The organism is Ruegeria sp. CDSB114 (genome assembly GCF_059611025.1).
Genome location: NZ_JBXWOT010000011.1, coordinates 90,126 through 106,949 on the forward strand (window position 1 = coordinate 90,126; position 16,824 = coordinate 106,949).

Below are 16,824 nucleotides of genomic sequence, written 5' to 3' on the forward strand. Positions count from 1 at the left end.
CTCATTTTTGCCAAGCGGACCTTGGCGCAGTCGCAGCGAATTGGCGGTTTGTCCCGCTTCTTTCCAGTTTGAACAAGGCGCAGCCAATGTCCGCAGTTCAGGGTCTGTCAGCGCTTTTTCGGCCACTTGTATTCACCTGTGAGCAGGATGTGCGCCCAGCCAAGTGGAGAAGTGTGTGCCAGAAGTTCCGGCGGAACAGGCAGTCCAGCATCCTGCCGCTCAGCAACCGCTTCTCCAAGGCGGGCGGTGTTCCAATAAATGACAATTGCCGCCAGTAGGTTGAGCGCGGCCATGCGGTAATGTTGGCCTTCTGCGGTTCGATCTCTGATTTCACCCTGTCGCCCGATCCGTAAGGCGTTTTTCAATGCGTGATGGGCCTCGCCTTTGTTGAGGCCGATTTGCACCCGACGCTGCATGTCAGTGTTCAGCACCCAGTCCATCATGAACAGGGTGCGCTCGACCCGGCCGACCTCGCGCAAGGCGGCGGCCAGATCATTCTGACGTGGATAGGAGGCCAGCTTTCGGAGAATTTGACTTGGCGCGATGGTGCCCGCTGTCATGGTCGCGGCGATGCGCAAAATGTCAGGCCAGTTTGACGCTATCAACCCCTCTCGGATTCTCCCACCAACCATTTCCTTCAGATTTGCTGGCGTTGCGCCGGGTTCAAAGACGTAGAACCGTTTTGACGGCAAATCCCGAATGCGCGGGATGAACCGATGCCCGAGGATCGAGGTAACGGCAAAGACGTGATCGGTGAACCCGCCTGTATCGGCATATTGTTCCTTGATCCGCTTACCCACGTCGCTGTTCAGCAATCCATCCAATATGTAAGGTGCCTCGCTGACGGTGGCGGGAATGGTTTGCGATGCAAAGGGCGCAAACTGATCGGAAACATGGGTATAGGCTTTCAAGCCCGGTTCGTTTCCATATTTTGCATTGATCAAATTCATCGCTTCGCCCTGACGGGTGGTTGGAAAAAACTGCCCATCGCTCGATGCCGTCAAACCCATACCCCAGAAACGGGCCATCGGAAGATTGCCTTGGGCGTCAACAACGCTGGCGAGCGCTCGGCCATATGCCTCGCTTTCAATGTGCCAGCGGGAAATCCGCATCAGCTCCCAGAATCCGTGGGAATTGCTGGCCTCTGCCATCTTGCTCAGGCCGAGATTCAAACCTTCGGCCAGCAGGACATTCATCAAGCCGATGCGATCTTTCGGCGGTGCGCCAGTCCGCAGATGGGTGAAAGCATCGGTGAATCCGGTCGCTTCGTCCACTTCCAGCATGATGTCGGTGATCCGCGTGTCTGGTACACGCTTGTAAAGATCGAACAAGAGAGCGGCTGCGTCAGAAGGTGCTTTCGTCGGTAAGCGGCTTAGGCTGAGAACGCCATCTTTGATGGCACCGCCTGGAATCGCGCCGTTTTTTGCAACCTTCGATAACTGCTGTAGCCCAATTTCCATTTGAGCATGCCTATCTGCCAGCCATGTTTCGGGATCAAGCGGCACCGCTAAACGGGCGTTTTCCGCTGCCACCGTTGCCGGGACCAACACCTGTTTCAGATCACCATAGCGCCGAGATTGCCTCAGCCAAACATCGCCTGATCGAAAAGCATCCCGCAGATGAAAACACGCGGCCACTTCCCAAAGGCGCTTGTCTCCTGGTTCCTGACAATCCAGATGGCGATGCCACTTGGATGTCCGGCGTAGGAAATCCCTCGGTTGATCATGCTTCGCACCGCTCTCGATCAAAGCCGTAGCCTCTATAAGAGGTAAGGCGACATTGGCTCCTTCCACCTTCAAAAGACGGAGCATTCTTGGGATGTAGCGCCGGAAACGATTGTGACCCTGAACAACATGCCCAATCGGGTCCGAAGACAAAGTATCGGACAATCGTGCTGCGATAGCCACCAAATCAGGCAGACGATCCCAACCTAGGCTGCTTTCGACCGCTTTCTCCAAAGAGGCCCCATCCTCTCTGGCCTCAAGCAAAGCGGCACCCAAATCCCGAAAGGACCGAACAGTCTGTTGAACTGCCGATTTGGCATTCTCAATCCGCGCCGCGCAAAACCGCTGCCCATCGCGCCAGGTCTTCCCGACGACCCGATCATGGGTCTCGACTATCGCGTCTGAAATTGCGGCTCGCCATTCTAGCGCACAGACAGCGAGGATGGCCAGACGACGATCATCAGGCAGGTCCCGAAGGCCATCTGCGAAGTATCTTTCGCCCTGCCGCCGGAGTCTCATGACACGGTGTTCCGGCACGCCTTCAACCAAATTCGGCGGTAGATTGATGCCCTTCAGAAATTCCAGCCGATCCAGCAGCCGATTTGCACCTGCCGAATTGTTACCAACTTCGAATTGGCGCAGCCACACAAACCGCGTGAGCCGCTCGTCGATATGCTCAGACAGGAGAACATCAAGTTGTTCGCGCAACTGTTCCGACAATCGATTGGCAATCCGGGTCTCGATTCTCCGTTCAGCAGCTACCAACGCATCTGCGCATAACCGCTCGACTGTCGTGATCGCTGGCAGGATCGTTTGTGTCCTGCGGCATTCCTCGACAAATCGGCGTGCGAGGTCCTCATTGGATATTGAAGCTTCTGCCTCCTTATCAAGCCAGGCCTTAAGATCACGCGCGCCGCGACCTGAAAACGCTCGATAGCCATACAAGCCGCGCAGTGCCTCCATGTGTTCCTGTCGGGTTTGCCGCCGTGCAGCATATGAAAGCAACGCTTCGCCGGTGAGTCCCAACTGAGCTCCTATGAAGGCAAGCACATCATGTGGGATCAATTCGCCCGGTGTCAGCGCTCGGCCTGGATATCTCAGCGCGCAAAGCTGAAGCGCAAAACCCAGTCTGTTCTCCGGGCGCCGCCGCTGATTGACGTGTTCCAAGTCTTCGTCGGACAAAGTGTAATGCCGCAGAAGGGAGGGTTCATCGAAAGGCAGATCAAATAACGCAGCGCGTTGTCGTTCAGTCAGAATGTTGCGACGGGGCATGAAATATGTACCTATTGAACAAGTGTCTGTTTATGACGAAAGTCACGCCAGCAAAATCAATGGCTTGCAAGGCGAAAATCTGAAGGGGTTCAAATGGGACAGAAAGCGGCGATCTATGCGCGGGTTTCGACTTCCGATCAGTCCTGCGAACGCCAGCTGCGTGAGCTGGCTGAATTTGCGGAGCGTGGCGGTTATGAAGTTATTAGCATTTTCAAGGAAACTGCATCAGGCACCAAGTCGAACCGCGCAGAGCGATCAAAAGTCTTGGAACTGGCCCAAGCCCGCAAAATCGACGCGGTGTTGGTCACCGAGCTTTCCCGTTGGGGGCGCTCCACTCAAGATTTGCTCGATACCCTCAATAGGCTTTCGGGTTGGAAAGTCTCGGTCGTCGCAATGTCCGGCATGACCTTTGAATTGGACACGCCACACGGGCGCATGATGGCAACAATGCTGGCTGGGATCGCGCAGTTTGAGCGAGACCTTATCAGCGAACGTGTGAAATCTGGCCTGGCTGCCGCCAGAGCGCGTGGCAAGAAATTAGGGCGTCAGCCAGGGCAGCGTCCAAAATCAGACAAACTGGCACCCGACGTTCTTGCTGCCGTTGAGGAAGGTCGCAGCTATCGTTGGATCGCACGCGACCTCGGCATCAGTAAGAATACCGTGCTCAGCATCGTCAAACGGAATCGCGAAAACGCTTAGAGTGTCATTTCGCCCCGTACCGCAAACGACCCCAGCTTGCGCGGGGTGATATCGCCATTGAACAGGTTGCCGATCGTGTCGCGGGCGCCCGTGATGGCATTGTGCGTCGCTCGCGCCTGGCGCAACTGTTCCTGAAGCTCCTGCAGCTGCAGCAGGGCATTGTCGAGTATCTGCGTGTTCAACCCGACCATTTCGCCGCTGGAATTCAGCAGCGCGATCAGCTCCGCGTGTTCTGTGACACTGTAGGTTGGGACACCTTGAGCGCTGACTGTGCCAGCCGTCCCGACAAATCCGGCCAGCGCAAGTGCAACAACCGCGGCGGTGCTTTTGAGAACGGTCTTCATTGTCTTGTCCTTTCAGGGGAGGGGTCAGAATTTGCCGATGCTAAGCGGCAGAGTGGTGGCAAGGCCGGTCTGCGGGACGGGCTCTGCATCTGCGATGTTGCAATTGGCCTTCAGCTCACGAGGCGGATCGACAACATCACCGGCGATGGTGCAGGCCCCGAGCAGGGGCGGGCCAAGAGCAAGGAAAACAATGGTGCGGATCATTGAAGGGTCTCCTGTGGGGCTTTGGGGGTCATAAAGGTGTCGAGCCAGCCATCCTCGCCATGCTCGGCGCGCAGCTGGTCCATCTCGGCAACGCTGTCGCCTGTGGCGGACAAGACCCGATAAAACTTTTCGGGAAGCTCAAGCCGCGTTGAAACAACGGCTGACCCGTCTCCGTCATTTATCAGCACCAGACGGGATTTGGGTGGCATGGATGAAATCGCGCTGAACTCAGCCTCCGTAAGCCGGAACGCATCCACATAGGTTGCGCGATCCGCTTTGGGGTTGGCAAAGAAGATGCGGTTTTCTGTCGACTGGATCAGCGTGTCCGAGATTGAGGATTTGGCCGCATCCGATGTTTCCTGCGTCATAAACACCAGAATGCCATCCAGCTTTCGGATGGTTTTGATCCAATCCTGAATGCGCGGCCCAAATCGCGGATCGTCAAACAAGGCCCAGGCTTCATCCACCATGATGATCAGCGGCTTGCCTTCGGCCAGTTTGCGCTCGATCCGGTAAAACAGGTAATCCAGCAGGGGCAGGCGGGTATCAGAAGCCTTGAGCAGCGCCGTCATGTCAAAGGCGGTCACGGCCTGATCGAGGCTGAAACTGTCCTCTGCATTATCAAACAGCCAGGCGCGACTGCCGGTCCCATACCATTTGCTCAGCGCATCGAGCAGCTGCACCGGCGCGTCCGCATCATCGACAGACCGCAGCGTATCGGCAAAATCCGAGAATGTGCGCAGTGCCGGATCACCAGATGCAAGGCGGCGCAGACCTGTTGCGATCCGACGTTCCTGTTCCGGCGTGAGTTTGTCCGCACCCGTCAGGCGTTGAATTAAGCCCTCGAGCCATTCAATCCCGACCTCATCGGTGGCCACCGCAAAGGGGTTAAAGCCGAGGTTCATGCCGGATTTCAGCTGAAGGTAAGTGCCGCCAATGGCTCTAATGAAGGTTTCCGATCCCCGGTCTTTGTCAAAGGCAATAAGGTGCGGGTGTTCGGGCAGGCGGTAGCAGCTGGACATCAGAAAATTGGCCAGCAGGGTCTTGCCTTCCCCGGTCGCTCCAAAGATGGCCGTGGTTCCTGGTCCCTTAGATTTGTCAGACCCCTCGCGGTGGAATGAGAACCAATAGGGCGTACCGCCCAGCGTCCGGAACGCCGCCACAGGCCCACCCCAGCGCAGTCTTTTCCGCGATCCCGTCGGCCAGGAATGCAGGTTGGCGAAATCGGCAAAGTTCTTGTCAGACACAAAGCGCTTTTTGGCTCGCGCCTGATAGGCGAAGTTGCCGGGCAGCTGCGCCCACCAGGCCGCCTCCAACCCGATGTCTTCGCGCCGGGTCCGCAGATCCGCGCCAGTCAGACAGGAATTCATGCGGGTGGCCGAGTCTTCCAACTCCTCGCGTGTGTCACCCAGAACAGAAACCGTGAAGTGATGCCGCCCAATAGACATGGCACGGGAGGCAACCGCGTCGCGGGCCTCGGCCAAATCCTTCTGCAGCGACTCCGCCTCATCGCCTGCATCTTCCATGCCGCGTTTGGCGTCACGGATCTTGCCACCACCTGACACGCGGTCCATCGGCGCATAGCATTGGGTCGCAATGAACTCGCAGCGCTCCCCCAGAAGCTCATCGAACATGTAGTATTTCGACCGCTCGGGATAAGCATTGACCGCAAAGACAGCGGCGAACCGATCCTTGTCCCCGCCTGGCGACAGGCTTTCGACATGGTTTTTACGGAAGGTGATACGCCCGTTGGGCACGGCATCGGCCAGATGGGTCCAGACGGACGGGGCCTTTTGCCAAATCCCGCTTTGCAGCATCGAGAGAAATGACAGTGTGCGGCTGCGATCCGCCTCTGTTCCGGTGAGCCTACGCGCGCCAAACACCGACAGATCGCGCATCGCCTGTTCTGCGGCACCATGCAGCGCTTTGCGGTTCTTTTCGCGGGCAGCACTTGTTGCCGGGTCGGTTGTTGCTGATCGTAGAGACCGCAGCCCGGCATCCAGCAGCCGCTTGCCGCTGGTGTAAGGGCGGCGCACGATCGTCAGGAAGTGGCGCAGCTGATAGGTTTCGTCGTGGTCCAGCTGAGCGCGATAGTGGCGGTCCAGGTCTTCGGAAAAGCCGGGGCCGTTTACGGAGGGCAGCGTGTCGGACAGCTTCATTTTAGTGCGGATAATATGGCTGTAGAAGGCCGTGCGATTGTCTTCAAAGCTGGAGGCCAGCCGGGCCAATGTATCATTGGCGGCCCTGATCGCCACCCGATCAGCGGTTTCGTGGATGAACCCGTTGAGTTCCAACACCGCTACCAGATCCCCGTTGCGGGTTGTGAACGTCCCGTCCTGCAGGAAGCGCACGAAAGGGATATGCGTGGTGGCCGGTACCTCGCACGCGGCGCGGCGCGCGGACGGCATGGCCTTTTGAATCTCCGGGTGCATGTTCATGTCAGTCTCCGGCGTAGGAATTGCCGCCCCAGAAGGGCTTGTTTTTGGTGAAGAGTTTGCAGTCCGCCATCGTGGCGACGTGATCCGGCAGATACGGATCGACACTCACGATCCAGCGGGCGGCGGCATAAGACGGGGCGATGGCGAGCAACCCCCAGAAGCCCAAAAAGCCCTGGGTCATGATGAACGTCATCAAAGGGATGCTGATCGCCACGATGTGAAACGTCATTGGCATCCCGGCCCGTTCAGAGGGCCGGGTGATCGCCTGGAATATCCGGTTGTCGTCGCTCATCAGGTCGCAAAACCCTGAATGGCTTCGGCAATGCCAAACGCACCGTAGAAGATGCCTAGCACCACGAGGATCACAAAGAAATGGCCCCATGTGACCGGCACGCGCGGGCTGGCCGCCGAGATACCAGCGAGCGCAATAGCTGCACCACCGAGCAGAATACCGTTGGCACCGGTCACAAAGGTCCGGATCTGGGTCAGGATGGACACCGGCGCATCAAACAGCGATTGCGCCATGACCGGGCTACTGAACGCCACAAGGGCCAGCAGCGTCAGCGGAGCGACATTTTGAGGGTTGCGTTTCATGTAAGATAGTCTCCTTGGACGGGGGTGTTCAGGCGTCGGGCGGGAACCCGGCCCCTTCGAGAACGGTTGCGACGTAGTGGGTTGTTTCCGAGTAGGGCGGGACGCCGTCATAGCGTTCGACGGCCTTGGGCCCGGCGTTGTATGCGGCCAGCGCCAGTCGCCATGTGCCGAACTTCAGGAACATCGCCTTGAGATACCGAGCGCCGCCATCGAGGTTTTGCACCGGATCATGCGGATCGACACCAAGAGCCGCGGCGGTGGGTGGCATCAGCTGCGCCAATCCCAGTGCGCCTTTGGGGCTGACCGCGTTCGCATTCCAGCGGCTTTCCTGATGGACCAGCGCAAGAAACAGTGGCACCGGAACACCGTGGCGTTTGGCGGCGCGCTCCGCTTCATCGGCCCATTCGCCCTTGTTGCGCGGGCTTGCGTTCTTCGAGACAACCTGTTCCGGATTGCCTCCGTCCTCATATCTGAGGCATACCATTGCACCTGCCCGGAATGCCGGTTCCAGGCAGGTGCGGGCGGGGGCGGTCACACACAGCAAGCGCCCTCCACTCAACAGCGGGCCTTCACGGCCCGCACAAATTGCGGCCTCGTCATTCTGCGCCTGGGCAGATGAAGCGAGTGCGGCGATTAAAGGGAGGCTAATCAGCAACGGTTTGAACACGTTTTTCATGTGGGCCGACTGTTCTTTTGTGACATTGCGGAGGTTGAAGTAGGGGGAGCTTGCTGGTCGAACCCCATCCCAAATGTAGTTTGATTAGCTTCCCTCTCCGTCGCGACATCGTCCTGTCGGCGGGGAGGGACTCCATAGGCGCCCTCGGGATCTCTTTTGGCCACGTTTTGACCGTCTGCGCTGCCTACAGTTTCGCCCGCGCCCCCCTCCGGTGGTCGTGAGTGATGGCTGGAGGGGGATGCGCCACGATGCGGGAACGGGCGCATCGGCCCATCGTCAAACCAGCACCAGCTCGCATACCGGCCTTCTTCAGAGGCTTTGGTGAGAAGTGCCAGCGCCTCGGCATCGTCGGGGTTGTCTGCAACAAAGACGGCAGTCGGATCTGTCGTATCCAACAGCACAGCCGATGCGATCGGCGCGTCCAGGGGCAAGTTGAACCGCAGTTGCTTTTGAAACGCGCGGCTCTGTTCGGTCAGCGCCTTCAGTACTTCCCGATCACGCAGGCCCTCAAACGGTATCCAGTTATCCGTTACCAGCATCAGGCCAAGTTCATGGAGGACCGGATAACCCGCCTTTGCGATGGAGAAGCTGGCGATCACAATGGCATGGCCAGATCCCATGGCTTCAATCAGGCGCAACTGATCCCCAAACACTTTCTCGAATTTCTGCGCCAGATCCTCATCAGCAAAGAACGCGCAATCGGGGGCATGTTTGAAAATGAACCGCGCACCATGCGCCGTGGCTTCCGTGGCCTTGTACTCGGCGATGATCAGGCCGAATGGGGTGGCACCGTGCTTGGCTGGCCGCAGATTGGCAAAGATCCGGTTCCGTCTGGCTGCTATCTCTGCCTTATCGTCCACTTTGAAGTATTCCGGGATGTAGAGAATGCGGGACAGGTCTTGTCCTTTGGCGATCTTTCCCGCAGCGGCCCGGCGCAGGGCGGAGTGGATCACGCCCCAATATCGTTTTCCTTTCATCCGAGGATACCACTTGCCCAGATCGGCCTCATGCCAGAGGAAGTGCAGAACGCTGGTAATCGTCAGCTTACGCGGCGCGGCCTTCGCCTCGGTTGGCTTCTGACCGGTTGCTTCCGGTGCGTTCCGGGACCTGCTGTTCTTTCGCAGTGGGAAGCCCAGTTTGAGCGTGGTTGTGCCGTCGGCGGGATCTTCGTTAATGGCCGACGCCCGGACTTGCGCCAATCCTGACAATTCTTCGGGTGGCAGGAAGGACGGACAGCCGATAGCATGATCAGGGCCGGTTCCGGGCATCCGCTTGACGATGAACTTCCCCGCCGTTGCCGCGATGTACATTTCCGGGGCAGGCATCCGACACCCGCACTTAACACGCGTGCCGGCTTTGTGTGAGGCTGTCAGGACGTGTTGTCCCGCTTCGCTATCGACCACCAGTGCTTTGCCATTCAGGAACAGGGTCATTGCGATGCCTCCTGAGAACTCGGATTGTTGCCGGTCGCGTTCAGGTACTCATCGGCCCAAGCCGGAGGGATGCTGACAGCCGCCACCAGCCAGCCCGCGAGGCTGGCATATACTTCATCACCCAGAGCGGATTGCTTTGTTGCGATGGAACGCGACAGGTAAGACACCGCCACGCCATGCTGCAGCAGCAGGGAAATCAGGATGCAGAGGTCATGCAGGTGATATTCGAGATCATTGCCAGACCGGAACCCACCGCTATAGAACACTTCGCGGGGCTTGATCGGCTCTGCCGGGTCATAGCCAACTGTCACAAAGGCGGTGTGGCCTTGCGGTGTCTCGACCCTGCGTGTCTCTGCCAGACGACGATGAGGAAGGGCTTTGCGGCCAGTCTTGTTCTTGGTGTTGTGGAAGGCCATTTGATTACCTTTCCGTCTCTCACTAATAGGTCAGCAAAGTTTACATAATAAGTCTTATGAGGCGTGGCTCTGGCGTGCAGAGTGCGCACCTACCGGACCCCTGAAGACCGTTCAGAAGTCACTGTTGCGTTCCGGAGTCAGGACCATTGACTCCGGCGCGTTTGCTGTCCTTTTTAGGAGCAGCATCGAGGGTTGCTGTATTCTTCATCGCTTACGGTTCTCTCTTGATGTTGAGGAATGCCCCGGGCTTGGGGCGTTTCGGGTCCTGTCGATTGCGCCAACAACCGGCAGGACCGTTCTTTGCTCGATTAGTTTCCTTCCTCTTGCTGCATTCTAGTCTCCGATCAGCTGCACCAGGACTGGCGCTTGCCACCGTCATAGGGTCGCGCAAGACCTTCAGAAATCAGGATGGTCCCGACGTTCTGTCCAGCCACACGTCCGACCGCCAGAAAACGATCATGCACGTCCAAATCCGATTCAATGACCAGCTTGATTTGGCCGGAGGTTTCGATGAGCTCTGTCAGCCGGGCTTTCGCCTTCAATCCAAGAGCCTTTTCAGCAGCACATTGCGGCCGGTAGGTTTCAGGCGTGTCGAAGCCGACGAGGCGATAGCGATCGTCGCCATGGTCGATGGTATCGCCATCAACAGTGGCAACCTCGAAGGCGCTCAGGATCTTGGTTGTCTGGCCGAGGTGATGGTTTGTGATCAGAAGCCCGGCCAAGACCGTGCAGGAAAGAAGGAGCTTTTTCATCCGCCGTGCCCTCCCTCTTCCAGAAGACAGCCAAGACTTGGGGCGACGGCGCAGTAAACATAACTGGGTTTAGGCCCTACCCCATACCAAGCCGGCTGAGCGGTGGCTTTTGATACTTTTTCGAAGTTTGTGTGAGAAATGGTTTGGTGCAGACGGCTAATAGCCATTGCCTGTTCTAAGTCTACCTTCGAACTACTTAGTTTCGCTGTCGTCTTCTGAATCGTCCTGATCAGGGTCTTTATCAAAATCCAGGTTGATGTGCCCACGTACACCATCTGTGGTGATCGTAAGATCTTTGTGCAGGGTGATGTCAGTGCCTTGTCTGAAACGGGTATGGAAATTGAACAGACCCGGAAATAGCGACAGTCTGCGGGGAACAACGCCTTGCGAAGTCGCCCTCTCAGAGATGAGGACGTTATCCTTCCCATCGTAGCGATAGATGCAAATGTATTGCGGACGTCCATTTTGCCCCAGCTCGACTAGGTCATACCGAAATTCATAGTCCTTACCCGATTCAACAAGGTCACGTGCTTCGCCTTGTGTGATCAATGGGAAGTTCTTTCTGTGCGGCATGGTCGTCCCCCTATGGGACGACTTCTTACATCCTTTCGAAACCTGCGAAAGTTTAGATCTGGTATTTTCAATAATGTAAAATTTGAAATTTGCAAAACAGAAAATAATGTGTTCTACAATTTATGCAGAAATCAGCCTGCACGATTCACACAGTCTCTGTTGCTTGAAAGGATCATACAATGTTTCGCATGACGCTACTTGGATGCACATCTGCCCTGGCACTCGGATTCTCCGCCCCAGCACACGCCTACCCCATTGATTGCGCGATTTTTCTGTGCCTCGCTGGCGGGTGGCCGAGTGATCCCGATTGCAATACGGCACGGGCGGAATTCATTCGGCGCATAACACCCATGCCGGTAGAGCCGCCGCTGCAACTCTGGCATTGTCCGATGGGCGTTGCCTCCGGTTCATCGCAGCTCACACCGATGCAACGTCTGGAAGCAATCAAGGCTGTCAGTGCGACGACAACTCCTGAGCTGCCCGGCGAAGAAGAAAGTGCAATTGTTGTCGAGGCCTCGTTCACGCCAGAGTCGTGGTCAACACTTGGTACGACAGGAACACCATTGGCCAAACTGGTGGCTGGTTCTCCTGCCCTGCCCGAACCTTTACGTGCAAGCGTTGATCTATCGTCAGCGGACTTTGACGTTATCAGATCCATCCGCGTTTGGCATGTTCGACATTACAGCTACAAAGTCCGTGAGCGTGAAGGCCCATGTTCCACTCGCCTGGATATGGTTGTCGGAACCTATGACGAAAGCGCCAATTTTTATTGGTCGGATCGTGCCCCGGGACAAAGACCAGATTGGCTACCTCTCCGCAAAGACTGCCCGAGCTACTTTCGGGGCGTTGGGGTGGACTGGTCCGACATTTTTGGGCGTTATGACTATGAGCTGGTCCCATATTAACAAGCGCACTCGGGCGGGCCTGCTGAGCAATCAATTCCACTCGAGGAAGAATTGACTTCTGAATGGGTGATTGGTCCTAGACCAGAGCATCCCCAATCGATTTGCTGGGCGCCTTCAGCTTTTCCTCTGTCGACGCGGAGAAAAGTTCACAAATCTGAGCCAAAACGTGCTCACGAACCTTCGGGGTCTCGTATAGAACATCATGCCTGGCACCAGGAATGAGTTCCAGTTTCCCGCCTGGCCAACGCGCCATTCGATCTTGTATGGCGGATATGGCAACGATTTCATCTTCGGCACCACAGAACGTTATGCACGGCGTGTCAGGGGACTTCCTTTTTGACAGTGATCTGGTTTCCTTGAGTGCCTGAAACAGCCATCCCATACTCGGTCCACCAATTACTTGTTCAGGCAGAGATTCCGAAATGTTCGCGTAGTACTCGTACATATCTGGATCATGTGTCAGCCTGTTGTCCTTGAAATCAGTCGTCAGGACATAACTCTCTCCACGCGTCCCAGGGGCATAGGTGTCGCCTTTTCCAAGTGTTTGAAATGCCCATGACAAAGGCCAAGCACCGAGGCGCTGCAGCCGTGGGAGATTTATGTCCCACAAGGGAGCGGTGAACGCGCAGGCAGATACCGGAAACCCTTCAGCAATGGCGCGTAGACCAACGCATGCCCCTAGCGAGTGCCCAATGAGATACCAGGGCTGCGGAAGATTGAGTGACTTGGCTGCTTCAAGCGTAGCTGAGACGTCTTTTTGGTAGTCAGAGAAACGAACAACATGGCCCATCAACCTGTCTTCCGTGAGCCGGTCCGAGAGCCCCTGGCCACGCCAGTCAACAGCGAACGCAGTATAGCCGAAGTCATGCAGATACTCGGCGGTGCGCCCGTATTTTTCGATGTTTTCCGTTCGCCCCTGGAACAGAAAAACCGTGCCTTTTGACGGCTTGGTTGTCGGCCAATGCGCCACCCTAAGTCGCACCTTATCATCAGTGTGAGTCCAATAGGCTTTCACATCGGATGGGCCCTCCGCGACATCTGGATGAATAGGGGCTTTGTCCAGGGCATTCGTCTTAAGCATCTAATTCTCTCGGTTTTATTGCGTTAAGCTGACCCAGGGTGGGTCGTGCAAGGAAACATGCAGCCAAGGTCAGGGCAGCAATTAGGAGGATCGTGAAGCCGGGAAAAACACCAATGAGCAAATAGGCCGCCGTCAATAGGAGCAGGATCCCGTTCATCATTACCACGGGTACTCGGTCCGCGCTCTTGCTGCTCGGCAGGCCGAGCTTGGTAACCGCAACGCGAATTCTGGCTGTGCAAATCACAAATACTGCGAAAATTACGAGCAAACAGAAAAAGCTATAGTAAAAACCGGGTACATTCTGATGGAGGTCATACCCGTTCAATTGGGCATCGCGTCTACCAAAGGGAACCAGGATGTCCGATGTTAGCCAACTGACGATGTCTCTGCTGTCCGAAAGCAGGAAGCTCGCCTGAAGCTTCATCAAAATGGTGATCATCAGACCCAATGAACAACATCTGAAAATCCCAACCATTAGCGAGCTGCCAATCTCTGCAAGATTCTGATGGAGTTCTTGGCTCTTGTCGTGGGCAAGGTGTGCAGCAAAATCGACGAAATCATCCGTGAGCGAATAGAGGATGATCAGGCCTGCGAAGAACAAGTAAGACCCAAAGGCGTTTAGCAAGAAGACGAGTCCGGAAAACGCTATTGCGTTCGGTACGGAAACCAGATCAGGTTGAAATATAGCTATTCTTCCCCACTCCACCGGCCAACTTCCTGTGTTCCCTGTCAGCAAGGGGATCAGGTGTGTTTCCATCCAATTGAAAGCCGAGGCTATCAATATGGTCACAACAAACACCGCCCAATACACATAGGACATCGCTGTGACCCTGCTTGCCCAATTGGTTCGTAGTGATGTGGAACTCAACCTTGTCACCAAGTCAGCTCGCCATTCTGCTTTCCACAGCCTCAACAGATTGATCAAAACTGCGAAATACGCTGGCAGAAGCACAAGGAAAACAACTGTCCAATTCGGGGCCCACAAAAAACCAACTTGCTTTGTCGGACCTGTTGGGGGTGTGAACTCAACGCTGTGAATGTTCAATGAAAACGACATAAGCCCCAGCGCTGTAGCAGCGGCGAATACCACGGCCGGCAAGCCCAATGATGAATGGGTGCTGAACATCGCCTCTGTTCGTCCCGCTAGTCCCGAGATACTCGTCGGCTCTCTCGGTGTTTCCCGTTTCGCTGCGTTTTCAATCGCGTCTTGGTGACCTTCCTTGGCAGTGTCAGAAGAAAACTGCAAATCGCGCGTTTGAATGCTGCGCTTCTCTCGTCGCTTTGTTGCCAATCGCCTGTTGGCGGCATTAAGTTCCGCCCTCCACGCGGTGATAGCGTCAGGATCGCCGCAGCCGAATACGCGCGCCAGCCAGCGAATGTTGTCGGTGCTAATCCCTCTGTCGTTATCCTGAAACCAATGCTGAACTGTCCGTAGCTCGATGCTCGACTTATTGGAGTCAAACTGAGAGATGGTGCTTGCAAGTAACTCTGGCGTCCATGAGCTCACAGGAAGTCCCGTCTGGTCAGCGGGTAAGCCAGCTCCCACAGAAACCAGATACTTGAACAGTTCCTTGAAGTCGCTGCCGTCTTTCAGCGGAGGAACAAAATATTTGCCGTGCTTTATCAATTGATTACACGCTTATGGTTCGTTCCGTTTCATCCTGTTTCGTTCCGGTTCGTGCGATTGTCAACGAGCCGCCATATTCTTCTCAAAGTTGAGCCAGAATCCGCTCTTTGCATTGGGATGAAGGGCAACAACCATGCAACAGAAAGAGCCCTACCAATCTTGTTGTGCTGGGATTGAAGGATCGGGCCTACGAACACCGAGGATTGACGATGGCGACACAACAACAAAACGAACGAGCAAAAAAAGGCGAGCCGATCATTGAAGTTCAGGACGCCCACACGGGCAAAACGATGGCGGTCGTTTATGCATGGAACAACGGACAAGTCAGTGTCGCGTCAGACAGCGGGTTAAGAGTTGTGGAACTTTCGCCTGCCGCTCGTCTTCGCCTTTGAGAAGACTTTCCGAAGCTTAACCAGCGTTCAATTTTGACGCTAGGTGCGCAGCGACCGGTCAAAGAGATTTAACATAGTTTAGCTTACACCCCGGAATCGCTCACAAAAGCAGACGTGCCACTCTACATTCAAAAATCGTTGATGGTCAGCGGATATGGGATGGTTGATTACACGAACGTTTCCTTTGAACCAATCCGCAACCATTTGGAATGATACTACACTTCAATGTCTGACGTCAGCGCCTATGGGTCCAAATAGGGTGATTTGCTAAGAGAGGGTTTGTTGCTCATCGTAGCCACTGAGGAGTGGGACATGAGACAGTCTAAGAAGAGCCCTGGCGAGAAGATCGTCAAAGACATCAAGCGCGCCACGCGCAGGCATTATTCAGCCGAAGAGAAGATCAGGATCGTGCTGGATGGGCTGCGTGGCGAAGACAGCATCGCTGAGCTGTGCCGTCGCGAAGGGATATCTCAGGGCATCTATTACAAATGGTCGAAGGATTTCATGGACGCTGGGAAGAAGCGGCTTGCTGGTGACACGGCGCGGGCTGCGACCACTGATGAAGTCAAGGAACTGCGTCGCCAGGCAAAGGATCTCAAAGAGGTGGTTGCGGAGCAGACGCTTGAACTCCGCCTTCTCAAAAAAAGCATGACAGGCGATGGGGACGACCACGAATGAGGTATGCTGCATCAGAAAAACTGGAGATCATTCGGCTCGTGGAAGAAAGCCATCTGTCAGCGCGTCGGACTTTGGCCAAACTGGGGATCCCCCGCACCACATTCTACCGCTGGTGTCACCGATATCTCCAGCGCGGCGAAGCTGGTCTTCAGGATCAGTCGCCTCGGCCGAAGCATGTCTGGAACCGGGTCCCCACCGAGGTGAAGCGCAAGGTTGTCGATCTCGCGCTGAAGGAAACGGAGCTGTCACCCCGCGAGCTGGCGGTGACGTTTACAGACCAAGAACGCTATTTTGTGTCGGAATCCACAGTGTATCGCGTGCTGAAGGCGCATGATTTGATCACCAGCCCGGCCTTCATCGTCATTAAGGCGGCCAATGAGTTCAAGGACAAGACGACTGGGATCAACCAGCTTTGGCAAACAGACTTCACCTACATCAAGGTATTGGGCTGGGGCTGGTTCTATCTCAGTACGGTCCTCGATGATTACAGCCGTTACATCGTCTCCTGGAAACTCTGCACCAACATGAGGGCTGAAGATGTGACGGACACACTGAACCTCGCATTGCAGGCGTCCGGCTGCGACCAAGTTCACGTCGTTCACAAGCCAAGACTGCTCAGCGACAACGGCTCAAGTTATGTCTCCGGCGACTTGGCTGAATGGCTGCAAGACAAGGGCATGAAGCACTCTCGGGGAGCGCCGTATCATCCGCAAACCCAAGGCAAGATCGAACGATGGCACCAAACTCTCAAGAACCGCATCCTGTTGGAAAACTACTTCCTGCCCGGTGATCTTGAAGCCCAGATCGAAGCCTTCGTCGACCACTATAACCATCAGCGGTATCACGAGAGCATCAACAACGTCACACCTGCTGACGTCTACTTCGGACGCGACAAAGCCATTCTGCAACAACGAGAAAGGATCAAACGAAAGACGCTCGAGGCACGCCGCTTGCATCACCGCCAGCAAGCCGCATAATCAAACCAACAAGATGAGACAAACCCTCTCTTAGTTTAG

The 16,824-nt window shown here is 55.8% G+C and carries 17 protein-coding genes; 4 read left to right on the forward strand and 13 right to left on the reverse strand.

Annotation, left to right across the window (positions count from 1 at the left end):
• Positions 1-107: 107 nt before the first annotated feature.
• Positions 108-2,996 carry a Tn3 family transposase gene (locus AC2FIP_RS18240; protein WP_496787601.1) on the reverse strand — a complete coding sequence of 963 codons (2,889 nt, stop codon included), beginning with the start codon at positions 2,994-2,996 and terminating at the stop codon, positions 108-110.
• A 93-nt stretch (positions 2,997-3,089) separates the two neighbouring features.
• Between AC2FIP_RS18240 and AC2FIP_RS18245 the strand changes: the two genes are divergently transcribed.
• Positions 3,090-3,695: a recombinase family protein gene (locus tag AC2FIP_RS18245; RefSeq protein WP_496787603.1), complete on the forward strand. Its 606-nt coding sequence runs from the start codon at positions 3,090-3,092 to the stop codon at positions 3,693-3,695.
• Here the strand turns inward: AC2FIP_RS18245 and AC2FIP_RS18250 are convergent.
• The 10 genes from AC2FIP_RS18250 to AC2FIP_RS18295 form a co-directional block, all read right to left on the reverse strand.
• Positions 3,692-4,039: a hypothetical protein gene (locus AC2FIP_RS18250; protein ID WP_496787606.1), complete on the reverse strand. Its 348-nt coding sequence runs from the start codon at positions 4,037-4,039 to the stop codon at positions 3,692-3,694. The genes AC2FIP_RS18245 and AC2FIP_RS18250 overlap by 4 nt on opposite strands.
• A gap of 24 nt (positions 4,040-4,063) precedes the next feature.
• The gene (locus AC2FIP_RS18255; protein ID WP_496787608.1) at positions 4,064-4,243 is read right to left on the reverse strand and encodes a hypothetical protein; all 180 of its coding nucleotides are present in this window, start codon (positions 4,241-4,243) and stop codon (positions 4,064-4,066) included.
• Entirely contained in the window at positions 4,240-6,681 is a 2,442-nt protein-coding gene (locus AC2FIP_RS18260; protein ID WP_496787610.1) for a VirB4 family type IV secretion/conjugal transfer ATPase, read from the reverse strand. The genes AC2FIP_RS18255 and AC2FIP_RS18260 overlap by 4 nt, the downstream gene beginning before the upstream one ends.
• A gap of 1 nt (position 6,682) precedes the next feature.
• Positions 6,683-6,973: a VirB3 family type IV secretion system protein gene (locus AC2FIP_RS18265; RefSeq protein WP_372579140.1), complete on the reverse strand. Its 291-nt coding sequence runs from the start codon at positions 6,971-6,973 to the stop codon at positions 6,683-6,685.
• Positions 6,973-7,275, reverse strand: a complete 303-nt coding sequence (locus AC2FIP_RS18270; protein WP_496739793.1) for a TrbC/VirB2 family protein — start codon at positions 7,273-7,275, stop codon at positions 6,973-6,975. The genes AC2FIP_RS18265 and AC2FIP_RS18270 overlap by 1 nt, the downstream gene beginning before the upstream one ends.
• Before the next feature lie 28 nt (positions 7,276-7,303).
• Complete coding sequence (locus AC2FIP_RS18275; RefSeq protein ID WP_496787612.1) at positions 7,304-7,951, reverse strand: lytic transglycosylase domain-containing protein; 648 nt, start codon at positions 7,949-7,951, stop codon at positions 7,304-7,306.
• Complete coding sequence (locus tag AC2FIP_RS18280; protein ID WP_496787614.1) at positions 7,948-9,384, reverse strand: DUF1173 family protein; 1,437 nt, start codon at positions 9,382-9,384, stop codon at positions 7,948-7,950. Before AC2FIP_RS18280 ends, AC2FIP_RS18275 begins: the two co-directional genes overlap by 4 nt.
• Positions 9,381-9,800 (reverse strand): TSCPD domain-containing protein, encoded by a 420-nt coding sequence (locus tag AC2FIP_RS18285; RefSeq protein ID WP_496787615.1) that lies wholly within the window; start codon positions 9,798-9,800, stop codon positions 9,381-9,383. Before AC2FIP_RS18285 ends, AC2FIP_RS18280 begins: the two co-directional genes overlap by 4 nt.
• A 344-nt stretch (positions 9,801-10,144) precedes the next feature.
• A complete protein-coding gene (locus tag AC2FIP_RS18290; RefSeq protein WP_299668529.1) occupies positions 10,145-10,552 on the reverse strand; it encodes a thermonuclease family protein in 408 nt (135 codons plus the stop codon).
• Positions 10,553-10,744: 192 nt separating this feature from the next.
• Positions 10,745-11,125, reverse strand: coding sequence for a hypothetical protein (locus tag AC2FIP_RS18295; RefSeq protein WP_496699159.1), 381 nt, complete (start codon positions 11,123-11,125; stop codon positions 10,745-10,747).
• Between the two features lie 425 nt (positions 11,126-11,550).
• Here AC2FIP_RS18295 and AC2FIP_RS18300 point away from each other — a divergent pair, with 425 nt between their 5' ends.
• On the forward strand, positions 11,551-12,030 hold the full coding sequence (locus AC2FIP_RS18300; protein WP_496787618.1) for a hypothetical protein: 480 nt from the start codon (positions 11,551-11,553) through the stop codon (positions 12,028-12,030).
• Positions 12,031-12,106: 76 nt separating this feature from the next.
• On the opposite strand, the gene AC2FIP_RS18305 is transcribed toward AC2FIP_RS18300, so the two are convergent.
• Both AC2FIP_RS18305 and AC2FIP_RS18310 read right to left on the reverse strand, forming a co-directional pair.
• Positions 12,107-13,045 (reverse strand): alpha/beta hydrolase, encoded by a 939-nt coding sequence (locus tag AC2FIP_RS18305; protein ID WP_496787620.1) that lies wholly within the window; start codon positions 13,043-13,045, stop codon positions 12,107-12,109.
• Positions 13,046-13,103: 58 nt separating this feature from the next.
• Complete coding sequence (locus tag AC2FIP_RS18310; protein ID WP_496787622.1) at positions 13,104-14,738, reverse strand: RcgA family putative transporter; 1,635 nt, start codon at positions 14,736-14,738, stop codon at positions 13,104-13,106.
• A 209-nt stretch (positions 14,739-14,947) separates the two neighbouring features.
• On the opposite strand from AC2FIP_RS18310, the gene AC2FIP_RS18315 reads away from it, so the two are divergent.
• Together AC2FIP_RS18315 and AC2FIP_RS18320 are read left to right on the forward strand one after the other, a co-directional pair.
• Positions 14,948-15,130, forward strand: a complete 183-nt coding sequence (locus tag AC2FIP_RS18315; RefSeq protein ID WP_496787623.1) for a hypothetical protein — start codon at positions 14,948-14,950, stop codon at positions 15,128-15,130.
• 312 nt (positions 15,131-15,442) lie between these two features.
• Positions 15,443-16,785 (forward strand): IS3 family transposase gene (locus AC2FIP_RS18320; RefSeq protein ID WP_496787625.1). Its coding sequence is split into 2 segments (ribosomal slippage): positions 15,443-15,770 and positions 15,770-16,785, totalling 1,344 coding nucleotides; the frame shifts between segments, so codons are not numbered across the junction.
• Positions 16,786-16,824: the final 39 nt, after the last annotated feature.

Bases quoted from the DNA above. Each gene is read 5' to 3' on its own strand.
- AC2FIP_RS18300 (WP_496787618.1), top strand. From the start codon at position 11,551: ATGCAACGTCTGGAAGCAATCAAGGCTGTCAGTGCGACGACAACTCCT.
- AC2FIP_RS18245 (WP_496787603.1), top strand. From the start codon at position 3,090: ATGGGACAGAAAGCGGCGATCTATGCGCGGGTTTCGACTTCCGATCAG.
- AC2FIP_RS18265 (WP_372579140.1), bottom strand. From the start codon at position 6,973: ATGAGCGACGACAACCGGATATTCCAGGCGATCACCCGGCCCTCTGAA.
- AC2FIP_RS18290 (WP_299668529.1), bottom strand. From the start codon at position 10,552: ATGAAAAAGCTCCTTCTTTCCTGCACGGTCTTGGCCGGGCTTCTGATC.
- AC2FIP_RS18255 (WP_496787608.1), bottom strand. From the start codon at position 4,243: ATGATCCGCACCATTGTTTTCCTTGCTCTTGGCCCGCCCCTGCTCGGG.
- AC2FIP_RS18315 (WP_496787623.1), top strand. From the start codon at position 14,948: ATGGCGACACAACAACAAAACGAACGAGCAAAAAAAGGCGAGCCGATC.
- AC2FIP_RS18295 (WP_496699159.1), bottom strand. From the start codon at position 11,125: ATGCCGCACAGAAAGAACTTCCCATTGATCACACAAGGCGAAGCACGT.
- AC2FIP_RS18240 (WP_496787601.1), bottom strand. From the start codon at position 2,996: ATGCCCCGTCGCAACATTCTGACTGAACGACAACGCGCTGCGTTATTT.
- AC2FIP_RS18275 (WP_496787612.1), bottom strand. From the start codon at position 7,951: ATGAAAAACGTGTTCAAACCGTTGCTGATTAGCCTCCCTTTAATCGCC.
- AC2FIP_RS18260 (WP_496787610.1), bottom strand. From the start codon at position 6,681: ATGAACATGCACCCGGAGATTCAAAAGGCCATGCCGTCCGCGCGCCGC.
- AC2FIP_RS18250 (WP_496787606.1), bottom strand. From the start codon at position 4,039: ATGAAGACCGTTCTCAAAAGCACCGCCGCGGTTGTTGCACTTGCGCTG.
- AC2FIP_RS18270 (WP_496739793.1), bottom strand. From the start codon at position 7,275: ATGAAACGCAACCCTCAAAATGTCGCTCCGCTGACGCTGCTGGCCCTT.
- AC2FIP_RS18285 (WP_496787615.1), bottom strand. From the start codon at position 9,800: ATGGCCTTCCACAACACCAAGAACAAGACTGGCCGCAAAGCCCTTCCT.
- AC2FIP_RS18280 (WP_496787614.1), bottom strand. From the start codon at position 9,384: ATGACCCTGTTCCTGAATGGCAAAGCACTGGTGGTCGATAGCGAAGCG.